Origin of the sequence: Gymnodinialimonas sp. 202GB13-11, assembly GCF_040932485.1 — a bacterium.
Classification (GTDB): domain Bacteria; phylum Pseudomonadota; class Alphaproteobacteria; order Rhodobacterales; family Rhodobacteraceae; genus Gymnodinialimonas; species Gymnodinialimonas hymeniacidonis.
In genome coordinates, this window is sequence record NZ_JBFRBH010000001.1 from 439,204 (window position 1) to 460,420 (window position 21,217).

Genomic DNA, 21,217 nt, shown 5'->3' on the forward strand with positions numbered 1-21,217 from the left:
ACTCAATAAAACCGACCAACCTCACGCGGCCCGGCCCGCCTGTATTTCTTCCCAGGCCCGGTTGATCGCCTGCATCCGCCGCTCGGCCAGCCGCACAGCCTCCTCCGGCACGCCGCGTGCAATCATCCGGTCGGGATGCGTCTCTCGCACCTCGGCCCGCCAGGCGTCACGAATCTCATCAAGACCGGCGTCCGGTGAGACTCCCAGCACCGTATAAGGATCAGGCCCATAATCCGGCGCATGGCGGGCGCGCAGGCGCTCGAATGCAGGCCGTTCCATCCCGAATATCTCGGCTACACGCGCCAAAAAGGCATCCTCGGCCGGGTGGTATTCGCCATCCGCCGCCGCGATGTGAAACAGCCCCTCCATCAGGTCACACAAAACGCTGTCGACGCCACAGGGCTGGCCCTCGACCCGAAACATCCGCGCAATGCGTTCGGCATAGGTCTCAAACCCCGCCACATCCTCGCGGGCCATGTTGAACACGCGAGCAGCGGCAGGCTCATCGGCGGGGGGTATGTGGAAGACCTCGCGGAACGCCGTCACCTCATCGCGCGTCACCAAACCATCGGCCTTCGCCATCTTCGCCGACAACGCGATCACGGCGATGGTGAAGGCAACCGTCCGCTCCGGTGGTGAGCGCAGGCGTGAAAAGACCTCTGACAGGCCTTCCCCCTGGCGCAGCGCTTCCAGCGCGTCTGATATGCGAGACCAAAGCGACATATCAGGACTTTAGCGCGGTCTTTTGGGAAACGTCAGGCCGAAAACGCTCACAGCATCTTCTGCATCAGCACAAGGTCCAGATATCGCCCGAACTTGTGTCCGGCTTCCGGTACACGGCCGACCTCAACAAAGCCCATCGCCGCGTGAAAGGCCAAGCCGCCCGCATTCTCACCTGAGATGCCGCCGATCAGCGATTGCGCCCCGTCCTCGCGGGCGCTGTCTTTCAGCGCTTCCAGTAGAGCACGTCCAAGCCCGCGTCCCCGCGCCGCGTCGTTCAGGTAGATCGCGTGCTCCATCGTGCGCGCATATCCGTCGCCGCCCCGGAATTGCCCATAGGTCCCAAACCCGCAGCAAACCCCGTCGATCTCCGGCACGAACACCGGCTGGTCGGCCAGGACCTTGGCGATCTGATCTTCGGTTTTCGGGGCAGAAGTGAACGTGATCGTCGTCTCACGGATCACCTCATTCCACAGCGCCAGAACGGCGGGCAAATCTTCAGAAGTTGCGCGTCGGATCACAACGTCACCACACCGCCGCTTGTACGCAAAACCGCTTCGATCCGGGGCGTTTCCGCGTAGTCAATCATGATCCACTCGTCCGTCAGGATGGGCTCCAGCGCCGCCCGCAGCGCGTCTGGCTCAGGCGTCAGCAGCCGCAGATCCGCCAATCGCACCCCTGTATCCTTCAAAACTGGCGGCGGCGTATCCCATTGGATTAACGCGGGAAACAGCCCGTCAAATGGCGTCTGCCCCGTCTCGGGCACCGCCATGCGCCACCGCAAATCGCCGCGCTCCAGCGACCACGGAACACCACAGCCCTCCGGCGCGGCGGCCAAAGCGGCCTCCAGATCATCACACCGCGCCGCCCAATGGGTCAGCCCCGTGCCCGGCCCGCGCGCATCCAGATTGTACCAGCGCGGCTGAACCGGCGAAGTCCCTTCAGGGTCCACCGCGATCACCTCGAAATAGGCATCCGACCCCAGTGAGAGCAGCCGATTATGCGTGCCCATCGCCGCGTGCTGCCCGCCGGGCAGAAGCTCTTGCCCCAGACGCGCCTCAACATCTGCCACGCCTTCAGCCAAATCGCTGGTTGTGACGACGATATGATCCAATGTCAGCATGGCCCTGTCGTAACCGATGCCCCGCAGGTCGGAAAGCCCGTTGCACGCCGATAGACCTCGTGTCCAATGCAACTCATGACCGATGATCCCAAAGCCGCCGCTCGCAAAACCGCTTTCGCCGCTCGCAAGGTCGCCCATGCCACCGTGCAGGCCACCCCGGCGACCGAGCACCTGCTGGCCACCATCGGCCCCGCCAAGGGCAGCATCATCGCGGGCTACATGCCGATCCGCACCGAAATCTCACCCCTGCCAGCGATGACCGCCCTCCACGCCGCAGGCGCGCGCCTCTGTGTGCCGGTCATCGAAGCCGCAGGCCACCCCCTCGACTTCCGCGAATGGACGCCCGATTGCGCCATGGAAAGCGGCCCGTTCGGTGCACAAGTTCCGGCAAAGGGCGACTGGCTCACCCCCGATACCCTCATTGTTCCGCTTGTGGCCTTTGACGCGCGCCTCAAACGCCTCGGCTATGGCGGCGGATTCTACGACCGCACGTTAGAGCGCCTGCGCAACGCCGCCCCCACCCGCGCCATCGGCTTCGCCTACGCCGCGCAGGAGCTGCCAGATGTCCCGCAAGAACCCACCGACCAGCCCCTCGATGCGCTGGTCACAGAAAACGGCAGGCTTGCCCCGCCGCCCACAGCGGAATAACTCCGGCAAATGCGTATTCTCTTCCTCGGCGATGTCATGGGCCGCGCGGGCCGCGCCGCCATCACCAACCGCCTCGCCCAACTCAAAACCGACTGGCGCGTCGACTTCGCCGTGGTGAATGGCGAAAACGCGACCTCGGGCTCGGGCCTTTCCGGCGCCCATGCCAAGACCTTGCTCGACGGCGGGGCCGATTGCATCACCCTCGGCGATCATGCCTTCGACCAGAAGGATATGCTCCAGTTCATCGAGACTGAGCCGCGCATCATCCGCCCGCTCAACTTCTCCGCCCAGGCCCCGGGCAAAGGCGCGCGCCTCTTCGACGTGAAAGGCCGTAAAATCCTCGTGGCCCAAGCCCTCGGCCAGGTCTTTATGAAGCGCCCCTTTGCGGACCCGTTCTCGGCCCTTGAGGCTGCGCTGAAGCAACTCGGTGGCCAAGCCGCCGCGCGCATCGTCGATTTCCATGCGGAGGCGACGTCAGAGAAGATGGCCATGGGCCACTTCCTCGATGGCCGCGCCTCGCTTGTCGTGGGCACCCACACGCATGTCCCCACCGCCGACGCGATGATCCTGCCCGGCGGCACCGGCTACCTGACCGACGCTGGCATGTGCGGCGACTACAATTCCGTCATCGGGATGGAGAAAAGGGAACCACTCCGCCGCTTCCTGACCGGCATGCCGAAGGAACGCTTCACCCCCGCCGCAGGTGATGCGACCCTTTCGGGCGCCCTGATCGAGACCGGCGCAGACGGCAAAGCCACCAGCATCACCCCGATCCGAGAGGGCGGGCGGCTGCAAACCTCCACTCCATGAGCTACAGCCGAACGACCCTGATCGCAATCCTGATCGGCATGGGCGCGGCCTGGGGCATCACGCAACCGCTGTCCAAGATCGCGGTGTCCGAAGGCTACCGCGACATCGGCATCATCTTCTGGCAATTCGCCATCGGGGCGGGGCTTCTGGGCGCGCTCCTCTTGTTCCGCCGTAAACCCCTGCCGATGCAGCCCGTCCACCTGCGTTTCTACCTGTTCATCGCCCTGATCGGCACGGTTCTCCCTAACTGGGCCAGCTTCACCGCCGCCGTGCATCTGCCCGCTGGCATCCTCTCCATCGTGATCGCTACCGTGCCGATGATGGCGCTACCCATCGCCGTGGGCCTCGGCATGGACCGGTTCTCGCCGGCGCGGATAACCGGCCTGGCCCTTGGCCTCGTCGCCATCGTGCTGATCGCGCTGCCCGACACGAGCTTGCCCGAGGCCGGCATGGCCGTCTGGCTTCCCATCGCGCTGATCGCACCGTTCCTTTACGCCTGCGAAGGCAACATCGTGGGCAAATGGGGCACCTATGGCCTCGATGCGATGCAGGTGTTGGCCGGGGCATCCATCGTGGGGATGATCATCTCCGCCCCGCTTGCGTTTCTGACGGGCGAATGGATTAACCCCCTCGGCCCGTGGGGCGCGCCGGATTGGGCGATCCTCGGCTCCTCCATCGCCCATGTGGCGGCCTACGTCACCTATGTCTGGCTGGTGGGCGCAGCAGGCGCGGTCTTCACGGCGCAAGTCGGCTATCTCGTGACAGGCTTCGGCATCCTCTGGGCGAAACTGATCCTCGGCGAAAGCTACAGCCCATGGGTCTGGGCCGCTCTGGCGCTGATGATGGTGGGCCTCTTCCTCGTCACCCCGCGCCCAGGCGCGGCGCAGCCCGCGCAATAACGCGCCTTGCCGCCGCCACCTGCCTCCGCCACACTCGCCCCAACGCTTCCAAGCTGACGGCCTGACATGCTTGACCTGCCCCTCTCTCAGACCAGCGAAGGCCTGCTCGCGCTAGCGGTCCTGCTGACCATGTTCGCCCTCTTCATGTGGGAGAAATGGCCAACCGAGGTCGTCGCCATCGGCGGCACGGCCACACTGCTGGTGCTGGGCCTTCTGCCATACGAGGACGCGATAGCCGTCCTGTCGAACCCCGCGCCGTGGACCATCGCGGCCATGTTCATCGTCATGGGCGCGCTCGTGCGCACCGGCGCGCTTGACCGCCTGACCAAGTTCGCCGAAGCCAATGCGAAGGCCAAACCCGCCGTCGCCGTGGTCAGCCTGCTGGCCTTTGTCGCCGTGGCCTCCGCCTTCATGAACAACACGCCCATCGTTGTCATCATGATCCCGGTCTTCGTCCAGATCGCCAAGATCCTCGGCCAGTCGCCCTCCAAGTTCCTGATCCCGCTCAGCTATGCGGCCATCATGGGCGGCACGCTCACGCTGATCGGCACCTCCACCAACCTTCTCGTCGACGGCGTCGCCCGCGCTGAGGGCCTAGAACCATTTACGATCTTCGAAGTCACCCCCATTGGCCTCGTCGTCGTGACCTGGGGGATGCTGTACCTAACCCTCATCGGCCGCCGTCTCCTGCCCGACCGCACCTCCATGGCGGCCCTCCTGGGCGGGGGCCGTTCCCGCCCGAAATTCTTCACCGAAGTCGCCGTCCCCGAAGGCTCCGCCTTGATCGGGCAAGCCGTGCAAGAGGTTGACCTTTTCAAACGCGAGGGCGTGCGTCTGATCGACGTCCTGCGCGGTGATGCCTCCCTCCGCCGAGATCTAAAGGGCGTGGAGCTGCAAGAAGGTGACCGCGTCGTCTTGCGCACGGAGATGTCCGAAGTCCTCAGCCTGCAAGAGTCGAAAGACCTCAAGACTGTCGACAAGCTATCCCAAGTCGCCACCGCCACCGTCGAAGTCCTCATCACCCCCGGCTGCCGCATGATCGGCCGTTCCCTCGGCGCACTGCGCCTGCGCCGCCGCTACGGCGTCTACCCGTTGGCCGTGCACCGCCGAAACCAGAACATCGGCTCGCAACTCGACGACCTGATCGTCCGCGTCGGCGACACGCTCCTACTGGAGGGCGACCCCGCCGACATCCAGCGCCTCGCCGCAGATATGGACCTGGTGGACGTGAGCCAACCGTCCGAGCGCGCCTACCGTCGGGGCAAAAGCCCCATCGCCATCGCCTGCATGATCGGCATCGTGGTGCTTGCGGCCTTCAACGTGGCCCCCATCCTCGCGCTCGCCATCACCGCCGTGGCCATCGTCCTGCTGACCGGTTGCATCGACGCGGAAGAGGCGTTTTCCTTCATCGACGGACGCCTTCTTGCTCTGATCTTCGCCATGCTAGCCGTGGGCGCCGCGCTGTCGCACACCGGCGCCGTGGACGTCATCGTGGATCAGGTTGCGCCCTTCCTCTCCACCGCGCCCACATGGGTCCTGCTGATCGCCGTCTACTACCTCACGATGGTCCTGACCGAGCTCGTCTCCAACAATGCCGTCGCCGTCATCATGGCCCCCATCGCCATAGCCCTCGCCGCCGCCGTGGGCATCGACCCGCGCCCTCTGGTCATTGCCGTGATGATCGCCGCCTCCGCCAGCTTCGCCACCCCCATCGGCTACCAGACCAATATGCTGGTCTACGGACCCGGCGGCTACGCCTTCAGCGATTTCGTGCGCGTGGGCCTGCCTTTGAACCTGAGCCTTGGCATTGTCGTCTGTTTGGCGATACCGCTGATCTGGCCCCTTTGAGAAAGTGATTTCATGACCCGCTTGCTTCTGATCCTCCCCGCCGTCCTCTTGGCCGGCTGTCTGAACACCACACCACGGCCCCAAACGGTCACGGTCTCCGCCACGGGGATTGAGGTCCAAATGTCCAACCGCCAAACCTGCATCGGCCCCGCACCTGTGCCGGGGGCCAGCTGGTCCGGCACCCTGCAAGGCTGCGACGCGCCCTATCCCTACCGCGTGACGCTGGACGACAGCGGCAACCCGCTGCGCGCGGCGCTGGAGACGGGAGCCAGCGCGATTGGGGTCACGCTTGCGCCTATCGCCGATGTGGAAATCGACGGGCCAGCTGGAAATACCTGGCGGTTCGAGTCTCCCGAACCCAGCCGTTTCGAAAACGACTAGCGGCTCTCGACTTCGCTATGCGCCTTCGGCGGTTGCGCTTTGGCTCCGCCAAATCGCCCGTCGCGCGCGCTCGCCTTCGGCTCGCGCGCGGCAACCCGGCCTCTGGCCGTGCTGCGGTACTCTACCGGTGCAGGGATTTGTAGAAAGAAAGCGAGAGAAGCCACCCGGGCTAGCCGCAGCCATTCCTCCCGGGCGCCTTCCACTGGTACGGCCATCGGCTCTCCAGCCTGTACCGCATCGTTAAAGTGCCGCGATTCTGGTTAAAGCAATGTGAATATGGGCTTCCACTGGTCCAACAATACTCCCGCCGGAGGCATCTCACGCCCGCCACCAAGTGCTACTGTTTGGGATCATCGGAAACGCTTCTACCAGCGGTTATGGGAGTCCTTTTTTGAGTATTTGAAACCAGTGGAAGACAGGGTCGCGCGCCGCCGTCAGGCCGAGCGCGCCCGGCGATTTGGCGCAGCCAAAGCGCAAACCCTTATAGCGGCCAGACCAGCAGGATTGTCGGGATCGACACAGCGATCACAAGCACCTCCAGCGGCAAGCCCATCCGCCAATAGTCGCCGAAGCGGTATCCGCCCGGCCCAAGGATCAGCGTGTTGTTTTTGTGCCCAATGGGCGTGAGAAACGCCGCCGAGGCCGCCACGGCCACGGCCATCAGGAACGGGTCAGGGGAGACGCCAAGGGACTGCGCCATCGTGATGCCGACTGGGGCCGCAACGATCGCGGTGGCCGTATTATTCAGCACATCCGACATGGTCATTGTCACGACCATCAGCACGGTCAGGATCGCCCAAGCGGGCAGGCCCTCGGTCAGGCCGACCAATGCACCCGCGATCAGCTCGGTGCCGCCGCTCGTTTCAAGCGCCGCCCCCAGCGGGATCATCGACCCAAGCAAAACCACAACGGGCCATTCGATATGATCGTAGATTTCGCTGAGCGGAAGGATCTTCAAAAGCACGTAGCTGACCGCGACAATCCCCAGGGCGATGGGCAGGTATAAAAGACCAACTGAGGCCAGCGCCACGGCCGCTGCGAACAAACCAATCGCGGCCCAGGTCTTGGTGTCATTCGTCACTGTCAGGCCACGGTCCGCCAGCGGCAGCCCACCAAGCCAGCTCACCACATCTTCGGCTCGGTCGGACGGCGTCAGCAGAAGCAGGATATCGCCCGGCTCCACCACCGTTTTGCGCAACCGTTTGGTGATCCGCGTGCCTTTGCGGGCGATCCCCATCAGCGTGGTGCCCTGCCGCCAGCTCAGGCCCACGGCTTCTGCCGTCTTGCCCGCGATCCGGCTGTCGCCTTGCACGACCATCTCGACGAAACTGACACCGTCACCCGTCACCCCTTCGGTCCCGCCACCACCTGCAGGCTCAAGGTTTTGGCCTACGCGGAATTCGTCCAGCGCTTCGGGCTCAGCTTCCAGAACCAGAATATCGCCCTCGCGCAGCTTCAGATTGCGCCCCATTCCAAAGCGGCGCTTTCCGTCCCGTAAGATCCCTAACAGCGCCACGTCCGCCTCAGCTGCAGCCCCCTCCAGATCGCGCAGACGCGTATCAGCGAGCTTCGATCCCTCCGGCAGGCGAAGCTCTGCGATGTACGGTTCCAGCTTGCTCAGTTGTTCGCCCACCCCGGAATCCCGAGCGGGGATCAGGCGCCAGCCGAAGAAGGCCACAAAGGCGAGGCCGACAATGGCGGCCACCCCGCCTACCGGCGCGAAGTCGAACATCTTGAACGGTTCGCCCAAGCTGTCTTCACGGATCGTGGCGATGATGATGTTGGGCGGTGTCCCGATCAGGGTGACCATGCCGCCGAGGATCGTGGCAAATGACAAGGGCATCAACGACACCCCAGGCGACCGCCCCGCTTTGCGCGCCGTGGCGATGTCCACCGGCATCAGAAGCGCCAGCGCCGCCACGTTGTTCATGAACGCGCTGAGCACCCCGCCGATCCCACCCATGATCGCGATATGCGCGCCCAAAGATCGGCTCGCATCGACCAGCGTCCGCGTGATCAGGAACACCGCGCCAGACCGCACCAACCCGGCAGAGACCACCAGCACCAAAGCCACAACCAGCGTGGCGGGGTGCCCGAAACCCGCAAATGCCTCGGATGGCTCTACGACACCCAGAACGGTGCCCGCCATCAGCGCGCCAAAGGCCACCATGTCATACCGGAACCGTCCCCAAAGGAGCAGGCCGAACACGATACCGAAGAGGGAGAAGAGGATGATTTGGTCTTGCGTCATGGCCAAAGCCTATCCGCCAACACGCGGAGCGGGAACCGGGAAAACAGAGCGCCGACGGATCCACGCAACCCACCCGTGTAACAGCCATCCAACCGGAATCGGAGGCCCCATGATCAAACTCACCATTATTCTCATCGCAGGGGCACTCAGCCTCTCAACCCTGCCGTTTTTCTGCTGATATTTCACCGGTGTCACATCCCTGTCAGCGATCCTCACGCGCCTGTGTTCCGAAGGTAAGGCCAGCCTCCATGCCGCGCCTCAAGCGGGTCTGCCATAACACTCCCATCGAAACACAACACACCCCGCAAGGAGACACCAATTGACCCGCAAGACCACACTCACCGCCCTGGCAACCCTCGCTCTCATCGCCATCTCTGCCGACGCCGCGCTGGCCGATTGCTACTGGCCCGTCTACCGCTCCTGGTAAGTCCTCCTCTCCCAAGTCGCGTTCCACGCTCTCTCCCTCCCTGTCCTTGTCGAACGCGCAGCAAACGCGGGCCGTCCCCCTCCGGCCCGCGTTTTCTTTTGCCGAAATCCCTCCGCCCATTGCCCCACTCTCGCCCCTTGGGTATGACACCCGCCAAACCGCAGTCCGAACGAAGGATCAACGCCATGGCCGGCCACTCAAAATGGGCGAATATCCAGCACCGCAAGGGGCGTCAGGACAAGATCCGCGCCAAGCTCTTCTCCAAGATGGCGAAGGAGATCACCGTCGCCGCCAAGATGGGCGACCCCGACCCCGAAAAGAACCCGCGCCTGCGCCTCGCCGTGAAAGAGGCCAAATCCCAATCCGTCCCCAAGGACGTGATCGAACGCGCCATCAACAAGGCCACCGGCGGGGATGCCGAGAATTATGATGAGATCCGGTATGAGGGCTACGGCCCTAACGGCGTCGCGGTGATTGTCGAGGCGATGACCGACAACAAGAACCGCACCGCATCCACGGTCCGTTCCACATTCTCCAAGAACGGCGGTAATCTGGGCGAGACCGGCTCGGTCGGCTTCATGTTCGAACGCAAAGGGCAGGTGACCTACCCGCTCTCCGCCGGCGACGCCGACACCATCATGATGGCCGCGATCGAGGCCGGCGCCGAAGATGTCGAAACCAATGAGGGCGACGGCGACGAGGATCCCGGCAACCACATCGTCTGGTGCGCCGACACGGACCTGAACGAGGTCTCAAGTGCTTTGGAGGCCGAATTAGGCGAGTCCGAGTCCACCAAACTCGTCTGGCGCCCCACCACCACGACCGAGCTTCAGCTGGAAGACGCGCAAAAGCTGATGAAACTCATCGAAGCGCTGGAAGACGACGACGACGTGCAGAACGTCACGACGAACTTCGAAGTATCCGACGAGGTCATGGCACAGCTCGGGGCGGAGTAGAGCCACCCACTTTGACAGCGAACAAGCGGGTGCACAACGGCGCACCCGCCTCGCGATCGACGGGCCCAAGTCTGTTTCTGGCTGGCAAATGATTGTGGGTGGGTAGCATGCGTGCGCTGCCAATACACAGCCTACTTCGTTACCTCGTCAAAGCTGACAATCCATTTCATACAAGCCTAAGTGGCTTAAGGACGCCAATATAGCTTCTTATTGGAGCTAAACGATGCGTGCATGCAGATTTTAGCATTTCAATCAAGAAAAGAGGGTGAAGGACGAAAATAGTCTTCTTCCTGCGCTGTCGAAGACACCGAAACAAAGGTGTCGCATACGCTGACCAAAGGCTTCTGCTCAGCGTAAGCAAAAAACAATTCTTACCTACGCCTGCCATCGCATGAACAGGCAAGGGAAATGAAGAGTTGACACTAAATTCGCAGGCGCACACCATCTCGGTCTAAATAATTGTTGATATTCAGAGAATTTGGGTTGCGCAGTGCCAGTTGAAGTTGCCCAGCTGTTTGGGGCTGTTGTTTCGAGCGTTGGGTTATTGGCAGGGCGTTTGCCGGGTCTGAAGCGTCATGTAGAGAACCGGTTAACCCTTTCGCGCGCCCTTGGGAAATATCGAACCCCTGCAAATGATCACCTACGCCGCGCGTTACGTCTCAGTTGGCTTAGGGCAGCGACCGCGTTGATGCATGACCGGCTTAGTTGGGCCCAAATCTATCCAAATGCTGAGGGTGCTCCACAGCTCGTCGAGTTTGCGCCAATTTTTGAGGCCTTGCAGTCAGAGATCGTGAACAAAAATTTACGGCTTCGTGACGGAAGCTCAATTGGACCGAGTGCAATTGATGAGCATCTGGACCTGCTGATCGACAACATCTCTGCGCCCCTCGCGGGTCACGAACTCGGCATTGATCCAGAGAGACTGTTTTCGAATACTCTGGCCGAGCTTTGCGGCATCAAAGAAAGCGAGATCCCGGTTGTTTTGCGCCGTGCCGCTAGTGAGGGGTTGCATACGCTTCACGGCGAACCACGAGACTTTTCTCATCTTTTCGCCGATGAATTCGCATTGGTTCTCCAAGACAAAACACATTATCCTGAGGCGGCAGAGTCTTTTCGGGTCATTCAGACCAACGCCATCGCTGAACTTCTGGGTGAACTAAAGGCTGACTTGGCTAACCAAGCTCGCGAACAGACTTCGCTCGACCCTGTTTTCGTCGAACAAGTGTTTCATGACACACCGCCTGACTGGTTTGCGCAGGAGCTTCAAGTCGAGTTTGAGAAACTCGACCGCTCACTTCGCGAGATCAAGACCGGCGTTAAGGGGCTCCATGGTGAAATCCAGGAGTTTCGAAGCGAAATGAAGGCGCGCCTGCCCCTGAAACAGGATTATAGCACGCTCGCTAGTCATACGCCGACTGAGACAAGATCTGTGATGTTTGCAGGGTCATTGGAGACGGATATCAGGTTCGAAGATGCGGTCACGCGCATCAAGGATAAGGTCTCACGTCGAGCGTCTCGGATCTCTGATAGCTCTAGCGTAGTGCCCGTCTCATGGGATTTCGGTCGGTCTGAACGAGAAGAGGCCCATGACGGGGATTATGCAAAGTCTGAAGCTTGGACGACGTTGAATGACGAGGTAGTCGGCGCTGTCCTGTTTCTGGGCGCGGAACTCTCGCGCGTTATCTCGCCAGATAGCCGACTCTTGGATCAGCTAGATACAGAGGGTTGGCTTGCAAGTCGCGACGCCGGCGCTGATGTTCATGGGAAATTCGATGACACGTTGGGCATGTCGGAACGGGACCGGCGCGAGTTCGTTCGCACGCGAGGCGGGATAGAATTCTCCTACGAAACCCGATTTGCCGCTGAGTGTATGCTGCGAAGTATTCCGCTGATCGTTGTCCAGCTGACCTCGTGCACGGACGAAGAAAACGCGACAGCAGGTTTCCGAAAGTTCCTCACTGAAAACGGGATCGAGATTATCGATTTCATTCGCCTCGGTCGGGACATGGACTGGGTCGGCGACTTTGTTTTGAGTTTACCTGGTATCAACGAGGCCAATCTACCAAACCCCTATCGTGGGCTTGATTACTATCAAGTCGATGATGCGGACGCGTTCACCGGGCGGGCGCGGGAAGCGGCGTTTGCCATGGCCGATATCAGCCTGGCAGTGAACGATGGAAAGCCAATGATGCTCGGCGTAACGGGCCCAAGTGGTTGCGGCAAATCCAGCTTTATGCGGGCGCGAGTGGCAGCCGAAGCGCTCGAAGTACATAACCTGTCGCCGCTCGAAATGCGCCCCACAGATTTCCAATGGGGGGAAAACGCTCGGGTGAATTGTCTTCCCGTGTTGCTGGCCAAAATTGGGTCGCTCATCGGCGTCGCGCCACCAAGGCAGTTCACAGGGCCGACTGCGCCTTCGCCGCTTTTGCTGCAGCCGGTGGCAATCAAATGGCTGGATGGACTGATGAATAGCAGCACGCCGCCACCGAAGCTGTTGATCTGTATTGATCAGTTCGAAGAGATTCTCGACGATCTCAGCGAAGGGGTGAATGAGAACGATTGGCGCGCACTTATCCGGATTTTGCGTCATCTGTCACAGAAGTTCGCATGGCCGTTAGTTTTCACGCTCGAGGATAGCCGGAAAGAACGCTTTGCAGACCTAAAGGAAGACTTGGGTTTTCAAGACTCGCACATGCTGGAGTTACCGGACACGGACGAGCGGTTTTACCGTACACTAATTGAAGAACCCTTCCGAAAGTCCGGCATCGACCTCGATTTGGAGATTGTCGATGAGTTGATCGGCGAGATCAGAGCGTTGCAAGACGATACTTCGATTTCGGCTTCGCCGCTGCCATTGCTGTCGCTTCGGCTTTATAGCCTGTTCCACGACCTTTCACCGCGCGCGCCCAAAAGTGCGCAAGACGGACGTCTTGGCGAGACCTTCAATCGATTGCGAGTGACTAAATCGGACCTCGGAGCGTCATCGCTTGCGCTTGGTGACATGATGGCAGATTTAGCAGAAACTGCTTGGATCAAAGGGGAGGGCGGCGATGACGAGGAAGACGTCGGATCATTCTTACGCCCCTTGGTGCGCATTTCGATCGTTCCAGACCAACCCGAACAGGGCAAACTCGTGCTCAGGTCAATCCTGGCGCGCGGCTACCGTAGTGAACAGAAGCTGCACGACGCTTTTCGAAGACTGCGTTTATTGGTGCCCGCTGCAGGTGGGCATAGGTTGGTACATGAGGCTGTTATCCGGCGTTGGCCCAAGGCTAGGGCGTGGTTTGACGCCGATCGCGAGGACCTTGCGCGCGAGGCGAACATGCGGCGCGCTGCACTCAACTGGGATGAAGTCGACAGACCCGGAGAAATCGACCCCGATGAAAAGCAAATCGAAGATGCAGCCAGTGTCCTTAAGCTTCATGCACGCGATTGGTCGTGGGGAGAGGTATCCCACCTAAACGAAGAACTCCGCTTGATACGCGAGTATGCGCTTGCAACGTTTCAGTACTCTAAAGCCCCGCAAAAACTGGTGCATAAGGATAAGCCAAGGGGCGCACATGTACATGTCGCCGCCAGCTACGGTTTAGATGATTTGCTGAAACGCTTCATAGAGATTGAGCCGGACTGCGTGCACAACACTCAAACGAAGACAGGCACAAGCCCTCTAGCCTCGGCTGGTTGGTCTCACGGCTCAACCGTAGAATTGCTTCTTGAGAACAACGCCAATCCAGCAAATGTCGACATCTACGGGTTCACAGACCTTGATAGCGCGGTATGGGGTGAGCAAGATGACATTCTCGATCTGCTTCTCCGGCATGTTGACCCGAGCGAATGGGATGAGAAGCGCGCTAATCCACTTGGTGGCGCCGCGCGCCGCGGGCGCACTGACATCGCAGAAAGATTGGTGCGGGCGGGCTTTTGTTTCAATCAGCGCTGCTATGGCGGCTGGGCTCCGATCCACCAAGCATCATTGTGTGATGACGTCGAAAGCTTCCGCTACTTTTGGGATAAAAGCGACCCCAGCCGCAAAACCGATGGAGGGTTCACGCCACTACACATCGCAGCGGCGAACGGGCACGTCGATCTCGTGGAAGAGATCTTGCGCCACGACATCGGGGCCGAAATGATGTACGCAAAAGATGTTTACGGACGCACACCAGTGATCTTGGCAGCATGGTTCACGGAAGCGGAAATGCTTGCTTATTTGCTTCCGTTCGTAACCAAAGACGCACTTGCTGTTGACGGACCGACCTTCGAAGGTTTCACCCCGCTTCATGCTGCGCTGTTCGAGTATTATCAAAACCCGGAATCCAAGCCGGAGCATTTCCGTCGCCGCATTTTCAGCGTAGTGAAAGCACTATTGGAAGACCCAGACCTCGACGTTTCCGCAAAGGCCAAAATTCAATCCAACGTATTGAACGATGCGGGTGAGGTTACTGCTTGGGAAATGGCGCACGGGCTTCCAGAGGTGCAGCGTGCCATCGCCTTGCATCGGAACTTCCCGATGGAACTCTTGAAGGAGCTGCGAAAGGCCGATCGGATCAAACAGCAAGAGCGGTTCTGCAAAGAATTGTTCGACGCCGCGAAAGCCAAGAACCAATCACTCTTTCAACGGCTCTTAAACCGAGAAACTATCGAAAGACAAAATCTCGATCAGAAAATCGAGGGCGACTCAGAAAACATCTCTACTGGCCAGCTGCTGCTGCGGAACGGCTGGGACAAGCTGTTCCTCCAAATGGTCGCGAAAAACCATATTGATCCTTGGGAAGCGTCTACGAAATTCCCGGGGCTTTACCTTGATGCGCTGCGAAACGGACGTCCGGACGTCATCAGGGCCATCGAAGACCTAGTCCCAGATAGCATGCCGTTTGCAGCGGCGTACTCCGTCCTCGTGGGCACGCGCCATGATACGAAGGACAGGGTGAAGGACCCTGACGATCGGGTCCTCAAATTCGTGCTCCACCATCTTGACGAAGAGACCGCGACACAACTCATTCTCAGCATGTCGCATTTCGGTGATCTAGACCTTATCGCCAAACTCAAGAGTGTCGGCGGTGACAGCGAAGGCCGTGATCATTGGGATCGCGCTTATACTGATCTCTTGCCGGATGTGGCCCGCGCCGAGTTCGGGCTCGAACCGGCAGAAACAACAGGCTCGCCCCGCGGTGATAGCCTTTTCTACCCAGATGCGGAGGGCTGGGAACCGTTAGGCAATCCCGGTATCGTTGCCAAGTTGGAAATCTTGGACAACCAAGCGCCAGCAGACCAAGTTACGTGGCATCAGCGCCAACTGCCCTTCTATCCCGGCGCAGAAAAACTGCTGCTGCGTGCCACGCATCCGGAGTGGCCAGACGGGGCCTATATTTATTACCTCAGCCACGGCCGAAATCTATACTGGCTAAATGGAACATCGCCGCCCATTCATGAATTCAACGCGAAAAGTGAAATCGCTTTGACCGTCGAGAACGCGCTCGAGTACCTCCGGTTTTTTTGCTTCTTTGTGCGAGGGGAAGAAGGCCCGTTCTACGTGTTGGATGGTCGTGAAGCGATGTATATTCCGACTTCGCTGGACCGCCAAGAAGCGGATAGCATTCACAACAGGTACAAAGCACCCCGTCTTTATGGAGTTATGGACAACGGCCACATCAAGGCCAGCTCGCTGATTTACTACTCCAACGCCGTTTTTGTCGGAGACTTCGTCATCCATCAATCTGGAATGATTGAGCTTATCGAAGATGAGCCGGTTGTGTCGGATCTGTCTCAGAAAGTGCACGCGCCACTAGCGCTACATTCCGACTAAGTCGCTAAAACCAATAGTGTTTTGTTTGGCCGTTGCTTTAACTTTCCGCCCCTCAAGACTTCAACTTGAAGTTAAAATACTGTTGAGTCCGTATGTGCAGGTATTCTTGGTTTAACGAAGACACTTTTTTGGATCGCTTTATCACGAGGTATCCGTCTTCTCGGAAATACAGCTTGGAACTCTTTGTCTCCATTGTTCCCTTGGGGCGGTCCAAAGCGGTCAAGGTCCAAGCGCAGGCGGCGCTTTTATGTTGCACAGGGTAAGGCCCGATCTTGGTTCGGTGGCAATGTCCAGAACGCAGGCTCGGACAGCAGCACTCGAAAGCCGTGCTCAAGGACCTTTGGAGGCCGTTCGCTACAGCCTTCGTTCCGGAGTGTGCGTGAAACTCAGCAAGCCTCTCAACTCATGGTTAACACTTGCCTAAAAAGAGTTTTTCATACACTTTTCAATACCTTAACCTCCTTGCTCACGCGTGAGTAGCGCGCCCATCACCCCTCGACACCATCGCCCCTTCCGGTTAGGCAAGCCCCTCCCGACCCACCCATAGACGCGCCCCCCATGCTCCCCATTTTCACCGCAGGCTTCGCGCTCTCCTTCTCGCTGATCCTCGCTATCGGCGCGCAGAATGCCTTCGTCCTGCGCCAAGGCATCCGCCGCCTCCACGTCGCGCCGGTCGTGCTGGTCTGCTGCCTTTCCGAGGCCATTCTGATCTTCGCAGGCGTCGCAGGTTTCGGCGTCATCGCCGAGGCGGCGCCGTGGGCGTTGGAGGCCATGCGCTGGGGTGGTGCGGCCTTCCTTGTCGCCTACGGCCTGCGCAGTCTCTACGGCGCCTTCACCGCCGATGATGCCCTCAAGGCCGAGGGCACTGCCGAGCAAAGCCTCACCGCAGCGCTGACCACTACGCTTTTGCTCACTTGGGCCAACCCCCATGTCTACCTCGACACCGTGGGCCTGATCGGAGCGGTCGCGGCCACTTACGGCGAGGGTCGTTGGATATTCGGCACCGGAGCCCTCACCGCCTCCTGCGTCTTCTTCCTCATCCTCGGCTACGGCGCCCGCGCGCTTGCTCCGGTTTTTGCGAAGCCCAAGGCGTGGATGTGGCTCGACGTGATCGTGGGCGTCACGATGCTGGCGCTGGCGGTGAAACTGGCGTTGAACCTCTGATCGAAGGGTGGTCTTGTGCCCCGCAATGGACACGCCCGCCACCCCTGACATTCCGGCCCAACCCATAGCCCGCCCGGGCTGGGGCCTGTTCTGGATGTTCGTGACCGGCCTGTGTTTTGTAACCGTCACCGCCTCCGTCAAGATGGTAGGGGACACTGTGCCCTCCACCCAGGCTGGGTTCCTGCGCTACGCCCTGGGCCTCATCTTCCTCGCTCCAATGATCCCCTCGGTACGGCGCGCGAGCATTGACCGGCGCACAGGTGGGATGCTGTTCGCGCGCGGCGCCTGCCACGCGCTCGCCGTTTCGATGTGGTTCTTCGCCATGACCCGCATCCCGATCGCGGATGTTACCGCGCTCAACTACCTCAACCCGGTTTATGTCATCCTTCTGGCGGTTGTGTTTCTGGGCGAGCGTTTGGGCCCATGGCGCATCGCGGCGGTTTGTGTAGCCTTTCTGGGTACGCTCATCATCATCCGCCCCGGTTTTCGCGAGATCGATACTGGCCACATCGTGATGCTGTTCGCGGCTGTCGCCATGGCGGGCAGCTACTTTCTGGCAAAGATCTTGTCACAGAAGCTCGCCCCGGAAGTTGTGGTCTTCTACTTGTCCGTCCTTGTGCCCATCCTTCTCGCTCCGGTGGCCTGGGCAGTCTGGGTTCCCATCGGGTGGGTCGATCTGGGCTGGCTGTTCGTCTGCGCGCTTTTCGCGACGCTTGGCCATTACACGATGACATTGGCTTTCCGCGCAGCGCCGCTGACCGTCACTCAGCCCATCACCTTCCTCCAACTGCTTTGGGCCACGCTTCTGGGTGTCCTTGTCTTCGGCGAGCCAGTGGACGCTTTCGTGGTTCTTGGTGGCACGATGATCATCGCTGCGGTCACGTTCATCACGTGGCGGGAAGCGATGCGGGCAAAGCGTTAACCTTTTGTGGTCGCCTTAAAATTGTGCAGGGCGCCGGTATACCGCCCATGTTTGCCCTAACTTCAATGCTGCACCGCCGCATCATCCGCCCATAGGTTGTCCGACCCCGGCCGGTTTCTTTCGTGTGAAAGAACACGGGAGAACGACATGACTTTGGAAGGCATCATTTTTGGCGGCATGGGCTCCATCGCGGAATGCGCCGAGATGGATCGCGAAGCTTGGAACGCGGCGTTTCGGGCCCATGGGCTCGACTGGGATTGGTCGTGGAGCACCTATGCGGGCCTGATGCGGGCAGGCGGTGACCGCCAGCTTGTGTCAAGTTACGCGGCGGAGCGTAGCGAACTCTGCCCGGTTCAGCCTGAGATTCTGGATGACACGCACCAGAAGCACTTCGCCTCTATGCTAACCGGAAGCCTGCCTTTGCGGCCGGGGGTTGCGCGGACGATGGGCTGGCTTGCGCGCGCTGGTGTGAGCATTGGGCTGGTGAGCCGGTCGGGGATTGGACCGGTTCGGGCACTCTTGACCGCGACGGCGCGTGCGCGGGCGGGCATTGGGTTTGACGTCGCCGTTTTGCGCGATGATGTCAGCCGCTTGGCTCCGGATCCAGAGGCCATGACGCGCGCGACACAGGCACTGGGTGTGGGCCGATCACGCGTCTTGGTCGTGGCCGACACGCCTGCGAGCGCGCAGGCGGCGCAAGATGCAGGGCTCGCCGTGCTGGCCTTTCCGGGCTCGTTGGCCGCAGAGATGCCAGAGGATTTTGGCACATTGCCGTCAGCCAAGGTGCTGAGCCCAGAAGTGCTAACGGCCGCTTGGCGCGGGGCGCTGGATACGGCGGCGGAATAATTCGCCTCAAAGGCGTTGATTTGACCCAGCGCAAAGCGGAGTGATGCGTGCGCTGGCACCATTATGGCAACCAAAACAGACGGAGGTTGCCTGACATGTCGCACACGCCCCACGAACTGGCCGACGATTTTCCGGATAAGGTCGATACTATCCATGCTCTGAAGCAGTCGGATGCGCATTTTGCCAAATTGGCCGAGGCCTATCACGACGTGAACCGGGCGGTTCACAGGGCGGAAACGGGGGTGGAGCCGGTGAGCGATGTTGCAGAACAGGACATGCGGCGCCAGCGGATGGCCCTAAAAGACGAGATCGCGGGGATGTTGGCCAAGGCCTGAGCCGCTTTGTCAAAAGGAACGGCTGCGCCGTACGATCCTTGTTTCGGTTCAGCGCTTGCGCGCTGAACCTTTTAGGTTGGGGACGCTGTCCCCGTCCGGCGGACGCCCCCTGAGGTATTTTTGACCAGTGGAAGGCGGGATGGGTTCAGGCGGTTTCCGAAGGGCCTTCGACATGGGCCTGGAAGCGTTCAAAAAACTGATCGGCCATCTTGGTGGCGAAGCTGTCGACAAGGCGGGAGCCCAGTTGCGCCAGCTTGCCGCCGACCTTTGCGTCGACATCGTAGGTGAGTTCGGTTCCGCCTTCGGGATGGTCGGCCAGAGCCACTTGTGCCGCGCCCTTGGCAAAGCCCGCAACGCCACCCTTGCCTTCGCCCGAGATAGTATAGCTGGTATTCGGGACGACATCGGAAAGCGTCACCTCGCCTTTGAAGGTCGCTTTGACCGGGCCGACCTTTTGTTTGACGACGGCAGAGAAGCCCTCCTCCGGGGAGCCGGTCAGCTCCTCACAGCCGGGGATGCACGCCTTGAGGGTTTCGGCATCATTGAGCGCGGCCCAGACCGTTTCGCGGTCGGCGGCGATGTGGCGGCTGGCGTGCATTTCCATGGGGCGGCGTCCTTTTTCGATCTGGTTTCAGGACGGTAGCGGGCGCGGGTTTATGGGGCAACCTCGTAGGGCAGAGTGCCGCGTCGGTTAGGATCGACGGTGAGTTGCCGTTCGAGCGGTGGAACCGCGCGTTGGTGGCAGCCCTGGCGCTCACAGATGCGGCAGGAAATGCCGATGGGCTGTGGGGCGGCTGTCAGATCGAGGTCGTCCGCATAGACGAGGCTTTGAGCGTGGCGCACCTCACACCCTAGCGAAATGGCGTAGCGCCGTGTGGGGCGACCCCAGGCACCGCCGGATTTGGAGACATCGCGGGCAAGGATGACGTAGCGCGCGCCGTCCGGCGTTTCGGCCAATTGGCGCAGGAAGCGACCCGGAGTCTCAAACGCCTGATGCACGTTCCAAAGCGGGCAGGCCCCTCCAAAGCGCGCGAATTGCAGGCGGGTGGCGGAGTGTCGTTTGGTGACGGTTCCGGCCTGATCGACTCGGGCGAAGAAAAAAGGAATGCCCTTCGCGCCGGGGCGCTGGAGGGTGGAGAGGCGGTGTGCGATCTGCTCGATCGAGGCGGAAAAGGTGATCGACATACGCTCAAGATCATGGCGGGTATCCTGTGCGGCCTCGGCGAAGCGGGTATAGGGCATCAGGCAGGCCCCGGCGAAGTAATTCGCCATACCGATGCGGGCGATTTCGCGGGCGGTGTCGGATTGGAAGCGGGCGAAGTCGAGCGTGGCTTCAATCAAGTCGTGTTGGCCCAGAAGCGCGTATTGGTGCAGCAGTTGGAAACGTTGAGTTTCGGGGGCGGCCTGGGGGCTGAGGGTAAGGGTTTTGGTTGCGGGGTCATAATGGCGTACGCCCTGGCCTGCTGCATGGCGGATGGTGAGGCCGCGATCTTCGAGGACCGCGGCCGTATGGGCGGCCAGATCGCCGGTGGCACGGGTCGCGAAGCGTTCGGCAGCGCGGTCGACGGCGTCGATGTAATTGTCGGTGTAATGGAAGAAGTCGCGCACCTCCTCCCACGGCGAAGCGGTCGTGGAAGGGGCTTGGCCGAGGGCTTCGTCGAGGGAGGCAAGGCGTTCATGGGTCTGGCGGTAGGCGCGGTGAAGGGCGAGGAAGGCGTGGGCCAAGGTGGGCGCGTTGGCGGCGGTCAGGCGCAGGTCGGCGAGGTTGGGCTGATCGTCTGTAAAGAGCGGATCGGCCAGCGCCTCACGCATGTCGGAGACGAGGCGGTCGGTGTCGGACGCGCTGAGTTCCGTCACGTCGACGCCGAAATCCTGTGCAAGGCCCATCAGTACGGCGGTGGAGAGGGGGCGGTTGTTGTTCTCCATCTGGTTCAGGTACGGCAGCGATATGCCAAGCTTGGCAGCGAAGTCCTTTTGGGTGAGGCCAAGGCGGGTGCGAACCGAGCGGAGCTTTGCGCCGACATAGAGCTTTTGCGTGGGCATTGGGTTGTTCCTGACTTTGCAGCGTCAGGTTTGCGGATTTG

Annotated in this window: 17 protein-coding genes; 11 read left to right on the forward strand and 6 right to left on the reverse strand. The window is 60.8% G+C overall.

What is annotated here, in order from left to right; translation table 11 throughout:
* Positions 1 to 21 precede the first annotated feature (21 nt).
* Genes V8J81_RS02260 through V8J81_RS02270 form a run of 3 tightly spaced genes read right to left on the reverse strand, consistent with a single transcriptional unit; the run spans position 22 to position 1,915 of the window.
* Entirely contained in the window at positions 22 to 723 is a 702-nt protein-coding gene (locus tag V8J81_RS02260) for a TerB family tellurite resistance protein (protein ID WP_368474131.1), read from the reverse strand.
* A gap of 47 nt (positions 724 to 770) precedes the next feature.
* The gene (locus tag V8J81_RS02265; RefSeq protein WP_368474132.1) at positions 771 to 1,241 is read right to left on the reverse strand and encodes a GNAT family N-acetyltransferase; all 471 of its coding nucleotides are present in this window, start codon (positions 1,239 to 1,241) and stop codon (positions 771 to 773) included.
* The gene (locus V8J81_RS02270) at positions 1,238 to 1,915 is read right to left on the reverse strand and encodes a VOC family protein (protein WP_368474133.1); all 678 of its coding nucleotides are present in this window, start codon (positions 1,913 to 1,915) and stop codon (positions 1,238 to 1,240) included. Before V8J81_RS02270 ends, V8J81_RS02265 begins: the two co-directional genes overlap by 4 nt.
* 3 nt (positions 1,916 to 1,918) lie before the next feature.
* Between V8J81_RS02270 and V8J81_RS02275 the strand changes: the two genes are divergently transcribed.
* From V8J81_RS02275 to V8J81_RS02295, 5 genes are all read left to right on the forward strand, one after another.
* On the forward strand, positions 1,919 to 2,491 hold the full coding sequence (locus V8J81_RS02275; RefSeq protein ID WP_368474134.1) for a 5-formyltetrahydrofolate cyclo-ligase: 573 nt from the start codon (positions 1,919 to 1,921) through the stop codon (positions 2,489 to 2,491).
* A gap of 9 nt (positions 2,492 to 2,500) precedes the next feature.
* Positions 2,501 to 3,301: a TIGR00282 family metallophosphoesterase gene (locus tag V8J81_RS02280; protein WP_368474135.1), complete on the forward strand. Its 801-nt coding sequence runs from the start codon at positions 2,501 to 2,503 to the stop codon at positions 3,299 to 3,301.
* Positions 3,298 to 4,200 (forward strand): DMT family transporter, encoded by a 903-nt coding sequence (locus V8J81_RS02285; RefSeq protein WP_368474136.1) that lies wholly within the window; start codon positions 3,298 to 3,300, stop codon positions 4,198 to 4,200. The genes V8J81_RS02280 and V8J81_RS02285 overlap by 4 nt, the downstream gene beginning before the upstream one ends.
* 66 nt (positions 4,201 to 4,266) lie before the next feature.
* The gene (locus V8J81_RS02290; RefSeq protein WP_368474137.1) at positions 4,267 to 6,048 is read left to right on the forward strand and encodes an SLC13 family permease; all 1,782 of its coding nucleotides are present in this window, start codon (positions 4,267 to 4,269) and stop codon (positions 6,046 to 6,048) included.
* A gap of 12 nt (positions 6,049 to 6,060) precedes the next feature.
* Positions 6,061 to 6,429, forward strand: a complete 369-nt coding sequence (locus V8J81_RS02295) for a hypothetical protein (RefSeq protein ID WP_368474138.1) — start codon at positions 6,061 to 6,063, stop codon at positions 6,427 to 6,429.
* Between the two features lie 481 nt (positions 6,430 to 6,910).
* On the opposite strand, the gene V8J81_RS02300 is transcribed toward V8J81_RS02295, so the two are convergent.
* Positions 6,911 to 8,680, reverse strand: coding sequence for an SLC13 family permease (locus V8J81_RS02300; RefSeq protein ID WP_368474139.1), 1,770 nt, complete (start codon positions 8,678 to 8,680; stop codon positions 6,911 to 6,913).
* A 612-nt stretch (positions 8,681 to 9,292) separates the two neighbouring features.
* On the opposite strand from V8J81_RS02300, the gene V8J81_RS02305 reads away from it, so the two are divergent.
* The 6 genes from V8J81_RS02305 (at position 9,293) to V8J81_RS02330 (ending at position 19,133) form a co-directional block, all read left to right on the forward strand.
* Complete coding sequence (locus tag V8J81_RS02305) at positions 9,293 to 10,063, forward strand: YebC/PmpR family DNA-binding transcriptional regulator (protein ID WP_368474140.1); 771 nt, start codon at positions 9,293 to 9,295, stop codon at positions 10,061 to 10,063.
* Between the two features lie 490 nt (positions 10,064 to 10,553).
* Positions 10,554 to 15,866 (forward strand): nSTAND1 domain-containing NTPase, encoded by a 5,313-nt coding sequence (locus V8J81_RS02310; RefSeq protein ID WP_368474141.1) that lies wholly within the window; start codon positions 10,554 to 10,556, stop codon positions 15,864 to 15,866.
* Positions 15,867 to 16,424: 558 nt separating this feature from the next.
* On the forward strand, positions 16,425 to 17,030 hold the full coding sequence (locus V8J81_RS02315) for a LysE/ArgO family amino acid transporter (RefSeq protein WP_368474142.1): 606 nt from the start codon (positions 16,425 to 16,427) through the stop codon (positions 17,028 to 17,030).
* A 25-nt stretch (positions 17,031 to 17,055) separates the two neighbouring features.
* Positions 17,056 to 17,952 (forward strand): DMT family transporter, encoded by an 897-nt coding sequence (locus V8J81_RS02320; RefSeq protein WP_368474143.1) that lies wholly within the window; start codon positions 17,056 to 17,058, stop codon positions 17,950 to 17,952.
* 147 nt (positions 17,953 to 18,099) lie between these two features.
* Positions 18,100 to 18,798, forward strand: coding sequence for an HAD family hydrolase (locus V8J81_RS02325; protein WP_368474144.1), 699 nt, complete (start codon positions 18,100 to 18,102; stop codon positions 18,796 to 18,798).
* A gap of 95 nt (positions 18,799 to 18,893) precedes the next feature.
* A complete protein-coding gene (locus tag V8J81_RS02330) occupies positions 18,894 to 19,133 on the forward strand; it encodes an HP1242/YdcH family protein (protein ID WP_368474145.1) in 240 nt (79 codons plus the stop codon).
* Between the two features lie 145 nt (positions 19,134 to 19,278).
* Here the strand turns inward: V8J81_RS02330 and V8J81_RS02335 are convergent, their stop codons facing one another.
* Both V8J81_RS02335 and V8J81_RS02340 read right to left on the reverse strand, forming a co-directional pair.
* Entirely contained in the window at positions 19,279 to 19,737 is a 459-nt protein-coding gene (locus V8J81_RS02335; protein ID WP_368474146.1) for an SRPBCC family protein, read from the reverse strand.
* 50 nt (positions 19,738 to 19,787) lie between these two features.
* Entirely contained in the window at positions 19,788 to 21,176 is a 1,389-nt protein-coding gene (locus V8J81_RS02340; RefSeq protein WP_368474147.1) for a helix-turn-helix domain-containing protein, read from the reverse strand.
* Between the last annotated feature and the right edge of the window lie 41 nt (positions 21,177 to 21,217).

Bases quoted from the DNA above. Each gene is read 5' to 3' on its own strand.
- V8J81_RS02260 (WP_368474131.1), bottom strand. From the start codon at position 723: ATGTCGCTTTGGTCTCGCATATCAGACGCGCTGGAAGCGCTGCGCCAG.
- V8J81_RS02275 (WP_368474134.1), top strand. From the start codon at position 1,919: ATGACCGATGATCCCAAAGCCGCCGCTCGCAAAACCGCTTTCGCCGCT.
- V8J81_RS02280 (WP_368474135.1), top strand. From the start codon at position 2,501: ATGCGTATTCTCTTCCTCGGCGATGTCATGGGCCGCGCGGGCCGCGCC.
- V8J81_RS02285 (WP_368474136.1), top strand. From the start codon at position 3,298: ATGAGCTACAGCCGAACGACCCTGATCGCAATCCTGATCGGCATGGGC.
- V8J81_RS02290 (WP_368474137.1), top strand. From the start codon at position 4,267: ATGCTTGACCTGCCCCTCTCTCAGACCAGCGAAGGCCTGCTCGCGCTA.
- V8J81_RS02295 (WP_368474138.1), top strand. From the start codon at position 6,061: ATGACCCGCTTGCTTCTGATCCTCCCCGCCGTCCTCTTGGCCGGCTGT.
- V8J81_RS02300 (WP_368474139.1), bottom strand. From the start codon at position 8,680: ATGACGCAAGACCAAATCATCCTCTTCTCCCTCTTCGGTATCGTGTTC.
- V8J81_RS02305 (WP_368474140.1), top strand. From the start codon at position 9,293: ATGGCCGGCCACTCAAAATGGGCGAATATCCAGCACCGCAAGGGGCGT.
- V8J81_RS02315 (WP_368474142.1), top strand. From the start codon at position 16,425: ATGCTCCCCATTTTCACCGCAGGCTTCGCGCTCTCCTTCTCGCTGATC.
- V8J81_RS02320 (WP_368474143.1), top strand. From the start codon at position 17,056: ATGGACACGCCCGCCACCCCTGACATTCCGGCCCAACCCATAGCCCGC.
- V8J81_RS02325 (WP_368474144.1), top strand. From the start codon at position 18,100: ATGACTTTGGAAGGCATCATTTTTGGCGGCATGGGCTCCATCGCGGAA.
- V8J81_RS02330 (WP_368474145.1), top strand. From the start codon at position 18,894: ATGTCGCACACGCCCCACGAACTGGCCGACGATTTTCCGGATAAGGTC.
- V8J81_RS02335 (WP_368474146.1), bottom strand. From the start codon at position 19,737: ATGGAAATGCACGCCAGCCGCCACATCGCCGCCGACCGCGAAACGGTC.
- V8J81_RS02340 (WP_368474147.1), bottom strand. From the start codon at position 21,176: ATGCCCACGCAAAAGCTCTATGTCGGCGCAAAGCTCCGCTCGGTTCGC.